Here is a 15,027-nt window from a genome sequence, read left to right on the forward strand (position 1 = left end):
AAAAACCCACCACTGGCCAAACCACAACCCCAAAACCAACGAGGCAAAAAAGAGGCCATGGCAACCAAACAAAAAAAATTTGGCATCAACAAACTTGGCACACTATCGAGTTATCAAACAACCGTTCACTTTCGAACTTTAGCGAATTTTTATCGTTTCCGTCCGAAGCAACTTTACTAATATATGCTCATCACTCTCAGCTTGTCAACTTGATACGTCGTGATCTACATCACAAGCGCTCTGGTGCGAGCTAATATTAGGTTTTTTGTGGATGATGATCCGGTTCGTATCCCGTTCTCATCTGTGCCGACCGATCTTCGTTTCCGAACATCTCCCGGGCACGAGTGACAACATTACACGCTTTTTGCGTGAGTGCAAAATCGGGGTGAACTCCTTGTACTTCCCCGCGATGTCAAGGGTTTTAGCGCGGTGAGAGGTACAGGGTCGTCAATGTGGGAATAGTGATCTGCGCTTCATTCTTAGAGGGGTTTTCTGCGTTTGGGTGCGTGGTGACCTGTCCCAGGTTCCCTCCTCCGTATCCACCGTATTCAACGGCGTTGGAGTTGAAGATTTCGTGCCAGACTCCGGGTACCGGCAACTCGACGGTGTGGTCTCGGTGCTCAATGCCGGAGAAGTTGGTCAAGCACAATACCGGTTGCTGGTTACGGTCCCAGCGCAGGAACGCCACCAGGTTTTTCTCTGCGGCGTGCGCGTCGATCCACCAGAACCCTTCCGGATCATCGTCGAGTTCCCACAGTGCCGGGGTCTTACGGTAGAGCTGATTGAGGTCGGCGATTTCGTTCATGACGCCACGGTGGCTGAGATTTTCGATCAGCCTCCAGTTCAACCCGGCATGTTCGGACCATTCACGGTCGGTGGCAAATTCTCCACCCATGAACAATAGCTTCTTGCCGGGGTGGGCCCACATGAAGCCGTAGTAGGCGCGCAGTGTGGCCAGTTGTTGTTGTCGGGTTCCAGGGAACTTGTTGACCAGGGCGCCTTTGCCATGCACGACTTCGTCATGGGAAAGTGGCAAGATGTATTTCTCCGAGTAGGCATAAACCATCGAGAAGGTGATCTCGTTGTGGTGCCAGCTACGGTTAACCGGGTCTTCGGCAAGGTAGTTGAGGGTATCGTGCATCCACCCCATATTCCATTTCTTACCGAAACCGAGTCCGTCCCAGGAGGTCGGGGCTGTCACTCCGGTGAAGGCGGTCGACTCTTCGGCGACCATGACAATGCCGGGATTGCGCTGGTAAGCCAACTCGTTGGCCCGCTGTAGTAACGAAATCGCTTCGAGGTTGTAGTTACCACCGTAAACATTGGGGACCCATTCACCATCATTGCGCGAATAGTCGCGGTAGAGCATGGAGGCAACGGCGTCGACGCGCAGACCGTCAACGTGGAATTCTTCGAGCCAGTACAAGGCGTTAGAAATCAGGAAGTTGCGGACTTCTTGACGTCCGAAATCAAAAACCTTGGTCCCCCAATCGGGGTGCTCACCTAACCGCGGGTCCTCGTATTCGTACAGTGGTGCCCCGTCAAATTGGGCCAGTGCCCACTGATCTTTGGGGAAATGGGCTGGTACCCAGTCGACCAGGACTCCGATTCCGGCTCCGTGGAGTCGATCGACCAGGTATTTGAAGTCATCGGGAGTGCCGTAGCGTGACGTGGGGGCATAGTATCCGGAGACCTGATATCCCCAGGACCCACCGAAGGGGTGCTCGGCCAGGGGCATGAATTCCACATGGGTGAAGCCGTGGATGGTCACGTAGTCAACGAGTTGATCCGCCAGGGTGCGGTAGCTGACTTTGGTCTGCTCGTGCATGACTTCTGGGGACCAGGACCCGGCGTGAACCTCGTAGATCGAGATGGGACCGTTGTGGACATTATGGGTTGCCCGGTGAGTTATCCAGTCCTGGTCGGTAAAGGTGTAGGCCTTCGGGTGATTCGGATCGAACACCCGCGATGCGGTGGCCGGGGGGACTTCCGTCCAGCGGGCCATCGGGTCGGCTTTGTCGACCCACTGACCATGAGCGCCCAGGATCTGGAACTTGTAGTGGGCGCCGTGACCGACTTCGGGCATCAGTAATTCCCAGATCCCGGATTCTCCGAGGCTGCGCATGGCGTGGAGTCGGCCGTCCCAGTGGTTGAAGTCGCCGATCAACCGCACCGCGCGGGCGTTGGGGGCCCACACGGTGAAGGAGGTGCCACCGGTTTCGGGGTGAATCCTGGCTCCGAGAATCCGCCAGAGATCTTCCACCCCGTGCTCGGAGTGGAAAGCTGCGAGATCCTCGTTCGACACGGTCGGCCAGTGGCGGTAGGGATCGTCGATCTCGAACTGGTCATGTTCGTCATCGGTGTAGCTAATCACCAGACGATAGCCGGGAATATCTTTGGGGTCCTCATGAGCGATGGCTCCGACCCAAATCCCGTCGAACTCATGCACCAGATCAATGCGGTCCCCCTCCTCGGTGACCGCGGTGACCGAGCGAGCAAAGGGGCGCAACACGCGGATGGTGAGTACCCCGGGTACCGCGTGGGCGCCCAGCACTTGGTGTGGCTGGTGGTAGCGGGCTTCCGAGACCAGTTGCAGGATCTCAGCCGGCACCTCGAGTGGGGCCGGGCCGGTACGACGTTCGGAGGGGTTGAGTGGTTGGTGGGTCACGACTGTTCTTCCTCAGGGGGCAACACGGTGAGAATGTGCGCCACGTGAATTCCGGGGTCCAGCCGGATGTAGTTCTGATCGGACCAGGTCCAGACCGCGTCGGTGATCAGGTCCTTGACCTGAAACTCCCCGGTTGCGGGCAACTGCAGGGCCGCACGGTCCAGAGTGATGGTGGCTTCTTGAACATGTTCCGGGTCGGTGGTCAGCACGACAATCACCCGGTCGATGCTGTCGCTGTGTTCCGGCCCGAGACTGTCGGTGACCAGGTCTCGATCGCGGTGGATGCCTGCCGGGGTAGCGTTGCGCACCTTGGAGTAGACCAAAATGTTCGGGGTATCAGCGGAGTGCAACTGCAGGTTCTGCAGCTGCCCTAGTGCTGGGTGGGTGGCGCGAATGGCGTTAAGGTGTCGCAGATAGGGTGCCAGCGAGTTTCCGGCGGCTTCGGCACCGCGAAAATCCCGGGGACGGTACTGATATTTTTCGTTGTCGATGTATTCTTCCGCGCCCGGACGCGGGACGTGTTCGAAGAGTTCAAACCCGGAGTACACGCCCCACAACGGACTGGCAGTAGCGGCCAGGGTGGCCCGGATAGCAAAGGCCGAGCGTAGCCCGGACTGCAAGAACTCGGTCAGGATATCCGGGGTGTTGACGAAGAAGTTGGGGCGGTAGAACGCCGGGGTGTCGTGGGAGATTTCGTGCAGGTACCCGGCAATCTCGTCGCGGGAATTACGCCAGGTGAAGTACCCATAGGACTGCTGGAATCCGATCTTTCCTAGCGCGTGCATCATGGCCGGACGGGTGAAGGCTTCGGCCAGGAAAACCGTCTCGGGGTGGTCCTCCCGGACCGTGGCGATCAGCCACTCCCAGAACCACAACGGCTTGGTGTGGGGGTTATCGACGCGGAAAATCTTCACCCCGAGCTTGATCCAGTGCAACACCACCCGGTGGATCTCTTCAGCAAGGCCCTGCGGGTCGTGATCGAAGTTCAGCGGGTAGATGTCCTGATATTTTTTCGGCGGATTCTCCGCGTAGGCGATCGTGCCATCCAGCCGGGTGGTAAACCATTCGGGGTGTTCTTCCACCCACGGGTGGTCAGGAGAACATTGCAGGGCCAGATCCAACGCGATTTCCAGCTGGTGTTTACGGGCGGTTTTGACGAACCGTTTGAAGTCTTTCTTCTTCCCCAAATCAGGGTGGATTGCATCGTGGCCGCCCTGCGGGCTTCCGATGGCCCACGGGGAACCGGGGTCATGTTCACCGGCGGTGAGGGTATTATTGGGACCTTTGCGATGGGTGGTGCCAATCGGGTGAATCGGTGGCAAATACACCACTGTGAACCCCATCTCGGCTACCTCGGCCAACCGCTTTTCGGCGGTGGCGAAACTTCCGGATACCCAATGTCCAGTGTCTTCGTCGATATAGGCCCCCTCCGAGCGGGGGAAGAATTCGTACCAGCTCCCCTGACCGGCGGCCAGGCGTTGCACCTCTAGCGGATACCCGCCGGTGGTTCCCACGAACGAACGCAGCGGCTGATCTTCCAACACCTGCTGAAGTTCGGCCGTGTTGATCTGTTCCAGTCGTTGTTGTGGGCTCAGCGAAGAATCCCGCAACACGGTGACAGCGTCGGCGAACAGCTCGCAAGCCTGCGGAGTAAACTTCTGGCGTTCGGGGCGGGACCGTTGGACGCGTTCAAACAGGTGCACGCCCTCGTCCAACATCAGTTGCACGTCAACCCCGGCATCAACCTTGATCACCGCGGCCCGGTACCAGGTCAAAAAGTCATCGGCGTAGGACTCGATCGCGAAGGTGTGCCGTCCGAGTGCGGAGGGCCGGATCCTGGCGTGCCACCGGTCAGTTCCCGGGGCGCCGGGATGCATTCTGACCCGCTGGACTTCGTTCCCCTCCGGATCCAGCAACACCACGGTGACGCCCAAGGAGTCGTGGCCTTCCCGGAAAACGGTGGCGCTGACTGGGATATCTTCTCCCAGCACGGCAGTTGCCGGGTAACGCCCCTGATCGACCACCGGGCTGACATCGATGACGGGGATCCGGGTTACGCTCGGGATCACGCTCTCGGCGGTGGGATTGACCTGGTGGGGAATCATCACGGTCTCTACGCTACCGTGGGTCTGCACCACGGGGCCAGAGTTGCCGGATGAATCGTTGCCAATCAGGCCTGGATGCCTAATCCAGCAGGGTTTTATCGTCCAGGACGGCACCTTTGATGCTGGCGAATTTCTCCAGTAAGTCAGCAACGCTCAACTGGGATTTCTCCTCACCAGAAACATCAAAGATGATCTCTCCGTCATGCATCATGATGAGCCGGTTGCCGACCTGTAGCGCCTGGGACATATTGTGGGTGACCATCAACGTGGTGAGTTGCTGTTCTTCGACGACCTTGGCGGTCAGCTCGGTGATCAGCTGGGCCCGTTGCGGGTCCAAGGCTGCGGTGTGCTCATCGAGGAGCATCACCTGCGGATGTGAGAAGGTCGCCATCAACAGGCTCAAGGCCTGACGTTGGCCTCCTGACAACAACCCGACCTTAGTTTTCAACCGGTGTTCTAGTCCCAGTTCCAGCACCGTCAGCTCACGGGCGAATAACTCGCGCTGCTCGCGACGGACCGCCATTGCCAACCCGCGGGTGCGCCCGCGCTTGGCTGCTACGGCCATATTTTGTTCAATGGTCAGATCCGGCGCGGTTCCGGCCAGCGGGTCCTGGAACACCCGCCCGACCAGGGCAGCACGCCGGTGATCTTTAGTACGGGTCAAGTCCTGACCGTCGATCAACACCGAACCGGTGTCGGGCATCAGCTTGCCGGCGATCACGTTTAACAGGGTGGATTTACCGGCACCGTTCGACCCGATCACGGTGGCAAAATCGCCGTCGTTCAGGGTCAGGTTAATGCTCTTCAGCGCCCGGCGCTCGTTAAGCGTGCCGGGGAAGAAGGTTTTGGAGATATTGGTGAGCTCAAGCACGATGACCCTCCTGGGATGTGGCCCGCGGTGCGGTCCCCGCAGTATGTTCGCTGGGCAGGTATTCAGGCATGGGTTGGACCGGACCCAAGGGATCTGCGTTAATCTCGCGCTTGCGTCGTAGTCTCCGCACGATCTTGAGCTTGGGCAACAGCAGCGCTGCGATGACGATCAGTGCCGAAATCAGGCGCATGTCGTTGGGGTTCAGCCCCAGCTCGAGAGCCCCTTGGATCGCCAGGCGATAAAGGATCGACCCGACGACCACCGCGGTGGTGGCGATGAACACGTTGCGTTGACCAAACAGCGCCTGTCCGAGGATCACCGAGGCCAGCCCCACCAGGATCAGCCCGATACCCATCGAGATATCAGCCGATCCCTGTGACTGGGCGACCACGGCGCCACACAGGCCCACCAGGCCGTTGGAGACAGCCAGACCGATGATCTTCATGGTGTCGGTAGAGACCCCGAAACTACGCACCATCGATTCATTATTACCAGTGGCTTGCAACGCCAGACCGAGGTCCGTGGACAAGAACCAGTCCAGAATCAGCTTGATCGCCAACACCACGACCAGCAGGATCAATATCGACACCCAAGTACGGGCGTAGGGGCCCATCCAGGTGAAGATCGTCTCGGTACCCAACAGTGGCACGTTGGCCTGGTTACCCATGATGCGCAGGTTGATTGAATACAACCCGAGCATGGTTAAAATTCCCGCCAAGAGCGGGTTGATGCCACCTTTGGTGTGCAACAGACCGGTGATGATCCCGGCCAGCGCCCCCACCACGAAGGCCGCCAACATGGCCAGCAACGGGTTGCTGCCCCCATGGACCATCATCATCGCTGCCGTGGCGGCACCGGTGGTAAAGGATTGGTCCACCGTCAGATCTGGGAAATCCAGGATCCTAAAGGTCAGATACACACCCAACGCGAGCAGCGCGTAGATCAGCCCGAGTTCAATACCCACCAGCATCTCGGTATCGGTTCCTTTTCGACTTGTCTTTGTCTTGTCCGTTATGTTGTTCTGTGTTTCGTTGATTCTCGAGCGGGCCTGTTGTCTGGCCGCGTTACCTTATTCGGTGTCGTCGCCGACGGTGACGGCCTCGTCGAGGGTCTCTTGCGGGAATTCCAGGCCCATCCGCTCGGCCGCGCCGGGGTTGACAGTCATTTCCATGGTGTCCGGCTCGGCACGGATGACGGCCATCTCTGCCGGGTCGGCACCGTTTTCCAGAATCTCGACGGCCATCTCACCGAGCTGTTGCCCCTGCGCATGGTAGTCGATACCAAAGGTGCCCACCGCACCGCGCTCGACCGAATCAGGTTCGCCGGCAAAGACTGGGATCTGGTGGTCTTCTCCGTAACCGATCACGGTTTCTAGGGTGGAGACAATCACGTTATCGGTCGGGACCCAGATGGCGTCCACATCCGAGAAGGTGTTCACCGCTTGCTGGACCTCGGAGGAGTTCGTCACGGTGGACTCTTCGATCTCGAAGTCGAGTTCTTCGGCGGCCTGACGAGCCAAGCGCACCTGGACCTCGGAGTTACTCTCCGCTGAGGAGTAGGGGATACCGATGGTGGTGGCATCGGGCATTACGTCACGGATCATCTGGAACTGGTCTTCGACCGGGTTCAGATCGGAGACTCCGGTGACGTTTCCACCGGGGGCTTCCCAGTCTTCCACCAGGTTGGCATCCACCGGGTCGGTGACAGCACCGAAGAGGATCGGACGATCGGTGATCGCCGACGCTACACCAATAGCCGAGGGGGTTGCCACGGCCACGATCAGATCCAGGTCGCTATTATTGGCGAAGTTCCCGGAGATGGAGTTCACCGTGGACTGGTCTCCGGCGGCATTTTGCTCATCGTAGTCAACCTCGAGTCCGGCTTCCTCCAGGGCCTCTTTGAAGCCTTCCCTGGTAGCATCCAGAGAAGGGTGAGCCACGTACTGGGAGATCCCGACCTGGTAGGACCCGCCGTCGCCTCCCCCGGAACCGTTATCGCCGCATCCAGATAGTGCCAGGCTGGCCATCACCGCGGTCGCGGATACTGCCAGTAGGTCTCGAGTGTGTTTCATGAGCTCTCCAGTGATCGGTGAGTTGAGTGATACAGTCACCGCTGCACGTGCAGTGACCCAGATTACTTTACACCTCAGAAGCTAGGACTCGTGCCGTTGGACGGAATACATCGACACAGAAAACGGGGCGATGGTGTCGGTCTCACCGGGATAGATTAGTCCACCTTGCCGCGGACGGTCCGGCACGTTGGTGGTCAGCTCACGGACAAAAGGCAGACCCGAGGCGACCGGGATAACGTGTTCCTCGTCTCCGTCGGCAACCTCTGTAGCCAACTCGGCCAGATCGGGGATTCGGAACTGTTCGGATTCCAGCCCCCCATTGAAGACCACGAGACCGTCGACACTACCTTCGGGGGCGGAGAGCAACATTTGCAAGAAACGCTCTTGCGGGGATTCCCACTCGACCGCGCTCATTGGCCGGCCTTCGCCGTTGAACCACAGCATGTTCGACTGCGAGGGGTAAGTGTAGGGCTGGCCGGCCATGAAGTTGCGCCGAATGGTCAGCAACAGGCGCACCGTATCGTGAAGATCTTTACCTTCGGGTGTGTCCAACAGCGACCAGTCGGTCCAGGAGATCTCATTATCTTGACAGTAGGCGTTGTTATTTCCGCCTTGGCTACGTCCGATTTCGTCCCCAGCAGTAATCATCGGGACCCCCAGCGACAAGGCCAGGGTCGCCAACACGTTGCGCTGGGTTTGCATCCGGGCTTGGGAAACCGACGGCAAATCGCTGGGACCTTCCACCCCGTGGTTATAGGACCGGTTGTTATCGGTTCCATCTCGGTTATCTTCGCCGTTGGCCTCATTGTGTTTGTGGTCGTAGCTGACCACATCGGCCAGCGTGAATCCATCGTGGGCGGTGACGAAATTGACCGAGGCCAGCGGCGAGCGCCCGGATTCGGCAAAGATGTTCTGCGAGCCGGCCAGTACATCGGCGAACCGTCCCAGGGTACTGGGTTGTTCCCCGCGCACCAGTGCGCGCCGGCCGAGCACCCAGAATTCACGGACGATATCGCGATAGTGGTCATTCCAGTCGCAAAATCCGGGCGGGAATTGCCCGGTCCGCCATCCTCCCATGCCGACATCCCACGGCTCGGTGATCATCTTGACTTTGGACAGCACCGGATCCTGGGTGATGGCCACCAACAGCGGGTGGGTTGGCGAGAAGGTGTTTTCCTCGTCACGAGCCAGGGTGGTCGCCAGATCAAAACGGAAGCCGTCGACCCCGAAATCACTAGCCCAGGTGCGTAGCGAGTCCAGCGTCATCCGCACCACGGCGGGATTGGAAAAGTCCAGCGCATTACCACAACCGGTGGTGTCGTCGTAGTGCTCACCGGTGGGGTCCCACCGGTAGTACGCACGATCGCCCAACCCGCGCCAGCACAGCACCGGGCCACCTTGGCCTTCTTCAGCGGTGTGGTTATAGACCACGTCCAGGATGACCTCCAGCCCGGCCTGGTGCAACAGCTTGACCATGCCCTTGAACTCGGTGGCCACCGCCGCTGGGCCTTGAGCCTGGGATTCTGCTGTGGCGTAGCGGGGGTGCGGGGAGAAGTAGTTGATGGTGTTGTAGCCCCAGTAGTTATCCAGCCCCTTATCGACCAGGTGATTCTCGGAGACACAGTGGTGGACGGGCAACAGCTCGATCGTGGTGATGCCCAGATCTTTTAGGTAGTCAATCATCACCGGGTGAGCCATGCCGGCATAGGTGCCACGCAGGTGCTCGGGGATGTGCGGGTGTAGCTTGGTCTGACCCGCCACATGGGCCTCATAGATGACGGTGTCACGCATTGGTACCTGGGGGCGGGTCACTCCGTCCCAGTCAAAGGAACTGTGCATGGCCACCGACCACCAATAGCCTTCCCGCTCGGTCACCGCAGCAGCGTAGGGGTCAAGCAGGATGGCCTCGAGGATGTCTTCATCGGCGGTGGCGCGATCGATGATGGCATACATCGCCCCGTCATGCAGATCCGGGATCACCCCGTGGTGCACGCCACCGCTCAATCCCGGCAACTGGACGCGAGTGAGATCCTCCAGGCCGGGAGTGTGGTCCAGCGGTAGCCCGGCGGAGGTGAAGACCACATCAGCGGCCTGCAACCCGGGCGCGTAGACGGCAAAGTTCTGCAACCAGCGGTCGGGAACTTGTTCTAAGGACTCGGACAGCCCCCACGGGTTGGGCCGTGAGGGATAGGTGGATGTCATCGTTTCAGTCATGCACGACCGTTTCGTTGGCGGGAAATTTCATACAGGCTCACGCCCACAGCCACCGAGGCATTAAGTGACTCGGTGGACTCAACAATCGGAATCGAGACAATTTGATCACAAGTATCTGCAACCAGTCGAGACAGTCCTTTTCCTTCGGAACCGACGACCACGCACAGAGGTTCCGTGGCGAGAGGAAGCCCCGGCAGGGTTTGGTTACCGTGGCCATCCAGCCCGATCACAAACATGCCGGCCTTCTGATATTCAACGAGCATGGTCGGCAAATTCACGACCTGGGAGACCGGGAGCCGAGCAGCGGCACCGGCAGACGTCTTCCAGGCGGTGGCGGTCATGCCCACCGAGCGACGGGCGGGCACCACCACGGTGTCGACCCCAAATGCAGCAGCAGAGCGGACCATCGCACCCAGGTTGCGGGGGTCGGTGATGGAGTCCAGAGCCACGATCAATGGCGGCTCGTGCCGGTAGCCACGGTTCCAATCCGCCATCAGCTGCAGGCCCAATTCCGTGGCGTCCTGGTACTTATAGGGCGGAATGTGCAGAGCAATCCCTTGGTGTTTGGCGTCCCGGGTCATCCGGTCCAGCTCGGGCATGGTGGCTTCTAGCACCGGAAGACCTCGATCGGCGGCGAGTTTCAAGGCCTCACGGATCCGTTCGTCCATGGTCACGCCGGTGGCCACATACAATCCAGTGGCTGGAATCTCGGTGCGCAGGGCTTCCACGACCGGGTTGCGTCCGGCCACCGCATCGTGTTTGGTTTTCGGCGCCTTCGTGGGTCGTTTTTTCTTGGGTTTATAGTTTTTGTGCCAGGTGCGATCCTCGGCTTTGGGAGTGGGACCTTTCCCTTCTAGACGGCGCCGTCCTTGACCACCACTACCCTTCGTGGGGCCTTTTTTCTTGCGGGGGTTGCTCATGGTCTCGATGTCCTTTCTGCCAGGTGCCACTCGGCGCCCGAAGGCGTGTCCTCGATGGTAATCCCGGCAGCGGCTAGCGTGTCGCGAATGGTATCGGCGGTAGCCCAATCTTTATCCGCGCGCGCCTGGGCCCGAGCGTCAAGCTGCGCCTGAATTACCGCATCCAGCACCTGGTTGTTTCCGGCCACGTCATCGTTTTCTGGGACATCATCCAGCCCGAGGACGCTAACCATCGTATTGACCTGATCCAGCGCTTGGGCCGCAGCGACAGAATCTCCGGTATCCAGAGCAATATTACCGGCACGCACGGTGGCGTGCAGAGCAGCCAACGCCTGCGGGACATTCAAGTCATCTTCCATAGCCGCCCGGAATTCCGGGGCCACCTGGCGCTCGCCGGTGGCCTCCACGGTACGGGTTGCCCGTGCTTGGAAGGACTCAATGCGTTCCACGGCTGCCTGGGCCTCTTGTAATGAGGAGTCTTGATAATCCAGTTGCGACCGATAGTGGGCCTGACCCAAGAAGTAGCGCACCGCGGTTGGGCGGGCCGAGGCCAACATTTGTTCGGGGGTGACAATATTGCCGATCGATTTCGACATTTTCTCCCCGTTGATCGTCACCAGCCCGTTGTGCAACCAGTATCGAGCGAACCCATCTCCGGCAGCCGTTGATTGGGCCAGTTCGTTTTCATGGTGGGGGAACCGCAGATCGAGGCCACCACCGTGAATATCGAACTGGGCGCCCAGATACTTGGTCGACATCGCCGAGCATTCCAGATGCCACCCTGGCCGGCCCCGACCCCAGGGTGAGTTCCAACCGGCGGTCTCGGGGTCTTTCGGGTCGGCGGCTTTCCATAGCGCAAAATCGCGGGGGTCCTTTTTCCCGCGCGGATCGGCATCGGCTGCATCCTGCATTTGATCGATGGACTGGCGAGTCAACGATCCGTACTCGGCCCATGAGGCCACCTCGAAGTACACGTCAGCTGAGCCGTCCAGGGCCGGATAAGCGTGTCCAGCCTCAATCAGCCGCTCAATGAGCACGATCATTTCCGGAATATGACCGGTCGCGCGTGGTTCATAGCTGACCGGACGCACCCCAACGCTCGTGTAGGCCTCGTGGAAGGCCCGTTCGAAACGGTAGGCCAGCACATACCATGGATCTTCGGACGGATACAGCGAATCGGGCTGAAAGTCTTCCCCATAGGAAGCCGCTGAGCGGTCGAGAATCTTGTCATCGATGTCGGTCACGTTACGCACCGAGATGACGTCGAAACCGCTGTACTCCATCCAGCGAATCAGGATGTCGAAAACAATAGCGGAGCGGATATGACCGACGTGTGGTTTGCCCTGCACGGTGGCACCACAGTAGTACAGCGAGACTTTACCGGGAACCAGAGGTTCAAAGTCGCGGATCTGTGCGGTCTTGGAGTCATAAAATCGTTGTGCCACGCGTACAGAGTCTACCGGGTCGACTTGCTGAACCCTAAGCTGGCATCGGCTGAATGTCGTCGGGTGCTCGGCTAGGCCCCGATGAGGGGATGCCATACAGAAGCATTCGCTAGCTTTTTACGGTAACCTCGGGGTTGAGTTATTTTGACTTTTTCATCGCACCTTTATTGAGGAGAAACCACCGTGAAGGGTTCTATTATCCGTCGCGCGACCGGAGTGGGATTGGTTGTCGCGGCCGCTTTCGGTACCAGCGGTTGTATGTTTATCAACGACCAGGCCACCACCATGGATTATGCGCCGTCCGACGGCGTCCAAGTCGAAGTCTCCGATATGGCGATCCGCAACCTGGCTCTGGTTTCTGATGAGCCCAATGGGGCCGGTCGCTTCATTGGTAGCCTGGATAACCGGTCGGATGCAGAGGCCACGGTCACTATTAAGGTCGGGTCTGACTCGGCCACGTGGACTGTTCCCGCCGGCGAACGGATTGCTCTGGAAGACGATGAGAACGCTGTGGTCATCGACAACACCACGGGTGCGCCCGGCGAGATGGTGGACTCTGAGGTCGAGAGCATGGGCGATTCAGCAGACCTTCAGGTCAGCGTGCTGGATGGCACTCTGCAAGAGTACCGGCAGTTCGTGCCGCAAGAAGACTTTGATCCGGAAGAAAACGTGGAACACCTGCAGGATTACGAAGGCCCCTACTCCGAGGACTACGAAGGGCACTAGCCCGCCTACCCCAGCGCGATCCGGGCCGTCCTACCGGCACACCACAACGGCGGTGGAACTGATCTTCACGATGCAGTCCCACCGCCGTTGTGGTGAGGAAAAGAAAACGCGACGAGAAGACGAGAACTAGAGCTCGAATTTATAGCCCAGACCACGCACCGTGACTAGATAGCGCGGTTCGGCAGGATCTGGTTCGATCTTGGTACGCAACCGCTTGACATGCACATCCAAGGTCTTGGAGTCACCGGCATAATCGGGGCCCCATACCCTATCGATCAGTTGCCCGCGAGTCAGCACGCGCCCGGAGTTGCGCAACAGCATCTCGAGGAGTTCGAATTCCTTCAGCGGCATCGCAATATTTTCACCGTCGACCGATACCACGTGCCGTTCAACGTCCATGCGCACATTGCCCGCTTCGATAATCGAGGCTTCGGTGTCTTCTGGTTCAGACTGGCGACGCAGTACCGCACGTACCCGGGCGACAAGCTCACGCGATGAATACGGCTTGGTGACGTAATCATCGGCGCCAAGTTCCAGGCCCACGACCTTGTCAATCTCGGAGTCCTTCGCAGTGAGCATGATGACAGGAACCGTCGAGTTCTGCCGAATCTGACGGATGACTTCGGTACCTGACTGTCCCGGCAACATCAGATCCAGCAATACCAGGTCAGCACCGTGGCGTTCGAACTCCTCAACCGCCTCATTCCCATCCTCAACGACGGTGGTTTCAAACCCTTCTCGTTCTAAAAGGTAGGACAGTGGATCGCTAATGGAAGGTTCGTCTTCCACCACGAGAATACGGCTCATGGCCGCTCTCCTTTCCCACCGTGATCGGTGGTGGTTTTCGTGTCATCTTTGTCAATAATATCCACAGTGTCAGGGTCGACAAGCGGAAGTCGGATCGTAAATGTCGATCCATGCCCCACGCGCGACCATACCGAAACTTCACCACCGTGGTTAGCAATCACGTGTTTTACAATACTCAGGCCCAGACCCGTTCCGCCGGTTCCTCGAGAACGGGCGCTATCGACGCGATAAAAACGCTCAAAGATGCGTTCTTGTTCGTCGACATCGATGCCCGGTCCCTGGTCCGTCACCGAGATTTGGACCAGGCCCTTAGCGATCTTGACGCCGATGCCCACCGTAGTGTCATCGGGTGAGTAGCTCACCGCGTTATCGATCAGGTTACGGATCGCTGTCATGAGCTGGTCAGCATCGCCGAAGACCATCGCATCGGCCATCTGCGCTGTCTTGAGCGTAATATTTTTCCGTTCAGCTTCCGTACGCACCCGATCCATCGCTTCACGGACCAGTCCAGGAATACGCACAGGTTCGGCCGTATCGACGTGGTCTTTACCCTGCAGGCGCGAGAGTTCGATAATGTCTTGCACCAAGGCACCCAAGCGCATTGATTCCACCGACAAACGATCGGCAAACCGTCGCACCGCCAGCGGGTCATCGGCTGCGTCATCGATCGCTTCGGCCAGCAACCGGATCGCGCCCACCGGGGTTTTCAATTCGTGGGAGACGTTGGCAACGAAATCATGACGGATCGCTTCGGTCCGAGAAACCTGTGAACGATCTTCGGCCAAGAGCAAAATGTATTCGTCACTCAATGGCGCCACCCGCAACTGGACCATCCAGGCGCCTTCTCCCAGCGGTCCACGCGGCAGTTCAAAGCGCTGGTCGATAATTGCACCATCAGCACGGACACGTCTGGTCAATTCGATCAGCTTGTGTTGGGCCAGCCGGTGGCCCCGAACCAGACCGAATGCATAGGCCGATGGATTAGCTCGCACTACACCGTCAACAGCGTCCACGACCGCATAAGCGCGCCCCACCACAGCCAAAACTTCAGCTGCGCCGGTGGGGATCGAGGGCTCGTCGACCTCGTAGTGGATCGCGTGGCGCTGTTCGGATGCTCTCAACGCCCACATGGCCAAAACACCCAGCACAACACCAGCTAATCCGCAGATGATGCCAATAACTACCGGGTCGTTCACACCT

Annotated in this window: 12 protein-coding genes; 2 read left to right on the top strand and 10 right to left on the bottom strand. The window is 58.9% G+C overall.

Annotated features, from left to right (window positions below; translation table 11 throughout):
* Positions 1–180: hypothetical protein (locus DCC25_RS11610; protein ID WP_221040951.1), on the top strand; the 180-nt coding region annotated here is incomplete at its 5' end.
* Between the two features lie 241 nt (positions 181–421).
* Here DCC25_RS11610 and glgB read toward each other — a convergent pair.
* The 8 genes from glgB to cysS all read right to left on the bottom strand — a co-directional run bounded on the left by glgB (position 422) and on the right by cysS (position 12,294).
* On the bottom strand, positions 422–2,668 hold the full coding sequence (gene glgB, locus DCC25_RS07255; RefSeq protein ID WP_110101184.1) for a 1,4-alpha-glucan branching protein GlgB: 2,247 nt from the start codon (positions 2,666–2,668) through the stop codon (positions 422–424).
* Positions 2,665–4,773: an alpha-1,4-glucan--maltose-1-phosphate maltosyltransferase gene (locus DCC25_RS07260; protein WP_110099903.1), complete on the bottom strand. Its 2,109-nt coding sequence runs from the start codon at positions 4,771–4,773 to the stop codon at positions 2,665–2,667. The genes glgB and DCC25_RS07260 overlap by 4 nt, the downstream gene beginning before the upstream one ends.
* 79 nt (positions 4,774–4,852) lie before the next feature.
* The gene (locus tag DCC25_RS07265; RefSeq protein WP_110099902.1) at positions 4,853–5,644 is read right to left on the bottom strand and encodes an ABC transporter ATP-binding protein; all 792 of its coding nucleotides are present in this window, start codon (positions 5,642–5,644) and stop codon (positions 4,853–4,855) included.
* Positions 5,637–6,614 (bottom strand): ABC transporter permease, encoded by a 978-nt coding sequence (locus tag DCC25_RS07270; protein WP_110099901.1) that lies wholly within the window; start codon positions 6,612–6,614, stop codon positions 5,637–5,639. The genes DCC25_RS07265 and DCC25_RS07270 overlap by 8 nt, the downstream gene beginning before the upstream one ends.
* A gap of 99 nt (positions 6,615–6,713) precedes the next feature.
* Entirely contained in the window at positions 6,714–7,715 is a 1,002-nt protein-coding gene (locus DCC25_RS07275) for an ABC transporter substrate-binding protein (RefSeq protein WP_110099900.1), read from the bottom strand.
* An 81-nt stretch (positions 7,716–7,796) separates the two neighbouring features.
* Positions 7,797–9,917: a glycogen debranching protein GlgX gene (gene glgX, locus DCC25_RS07280; protein ID WP_233242881.1), complete on the bottom strand. Its 2,121-nt coding sequence runs from the start codon at positions 9,915–9,917 to the stop codon at positions 7,797–7,799.
* A gap of 8 nt (positions 9,918–9,925) precedes the next feature.
* The gene (rlmB, locus tag DCC25_RS07285; RefSeq protein WP_110099898.1) at positions 9,926–10,849 is read right to left on the bottom strand and encodes a 23S rRNA (guanosine(2251)-2'-O)-methyltransferase RlmB; all 924 of its coding nucleotides are present in this window, start codon (positions 10,847–10,849) and stop codon (positions 9,926–9,928) included.
* Positions 10,846–12,294: a cysteine--tRNA ligase gene (gene cysS, locus DCC25_RS07290; protein ID WP_110099897.1), complete on the bottom strand. Its 1,449-nt coding sequence runs from the start codon at positions 12,292–12,294 to the stop codon at positions 10,846–10,848. Before cysS ends, rlmB begins: the two co-directional genes overlap by 4 nt.
* A 183-nt stretch (positions 12,295–12,477) precedes the next feature.
* Here cysS and DCC25_RS07295 point away from each other — a divergent pair, with 183 nt between their 5' ends.
* Positions 12,478–13,020: a hypothetical protein gene (locus tag DCC25_RS07295; protein ID WP_110099896.1), complete on the top strand. Its 543-nt coding sequence runs from the start codon at positions 12,478–12,480 to the stop codon at positions 13,018–13,020.
* Positions 13,021–13,146: 126 nt separating this feature from the next.
* Here the strand turns inward: DCC25_RS07295 and DCC25_RS07300 are convergent, their stop codons facing one another.
* Together DCC25_RS07300 and DCC25_RS07305 are read right to left on the bottom strand one after the other, a co-directional pair.
* Positions 13,147–13,827, bottom strand: coding sequence for a response regulator transcription factor (locus tag DCC25_RS07300; protein WP_110099895.1), 681 nt, complete (start codon positions 13,825–13,827; stop codon positions 13,147–13,149).
* Positions 13,824–14,957, bottom strand: a complete 1,134-nt coding sequence (locus DCC25_RS07305) for a cell wall metabolism sensor histidine kinase WalK (RefSeq protein WP_110099909.1) — start codon at positions 14,955–14,957, stop codon at positions 13,824–13,826. Before DCC25_RS07305 ends, DCC25_RS07300 begins: the two co-directional genes overlap by 4 nt.
* Positions 14,958–15,027 lie beyond the last annotated feature (70 nt).

This window comes from Auritidibacter sp. NML120636 (genome assembly GCF_003185945.1).
In the GTDB taxonomy this organism is placed as follows: domain Bacteria; phylum Actinomycetota; class Actinomycetes; order Actinomycetales; family Micrococcaceae; genus Auritidibacter; species Auritidibacter ignavus.

Excerpts from the sequence above, each read along its gene's own strand:
- DCC25_RS07260 (WP_110099903.1), bottom strand. The coding sequence starts at position 4,773 with ATGATTCCCCACCAGGTCAATCCCACCGCCGAGAGCGTGATCCCGAGC.
- DCC25_RS07270 (WP_110099901.1), bottom strand. The coding sequence starts at position 6,614 with ATGCTGGTGGGTATTGAACTCGGGCTGATCTACGCGCTGCTCGCGTTG.
- DCC25_RS07275 (WP_110099900.1), bottom strand. The coding sequence starts at position 7,715 with ATGAAACACACTCGAGACCTACTGGCAGTATCCGCGACCGCGGTGATG.
- glgX (WP_233242881.1), bottom strand. The coding sequence starts at position 9,917 with ATGACATCCACCTATCCCTCACGGCCCAACCCGTGGGGGCTGTCCGAG.
- rlmB (WP_110099898.1), bottom strand. The coding sequence starts at position 10,849 with ATGAGCAACCCCCGCAAGAAAAAAGGCCCCACGAAGGGTAGTGGTGGT.
- DCC25_RS07300 (WP_110099895.1), bottom strand. The coding sequence starts at position 13,827 with ATGAGCCGTATTCTCGTGGTGGAAGACGAACCTTCCATTAGCGATCCA.
- DCC25_RS07305 (WP_110099909.1), bottom strand. The coding sequence starts at position 14,957 with ATGTGGGCGTTGAGAGCATCCGAACAGCGCCACGCGATCCACTACGAG.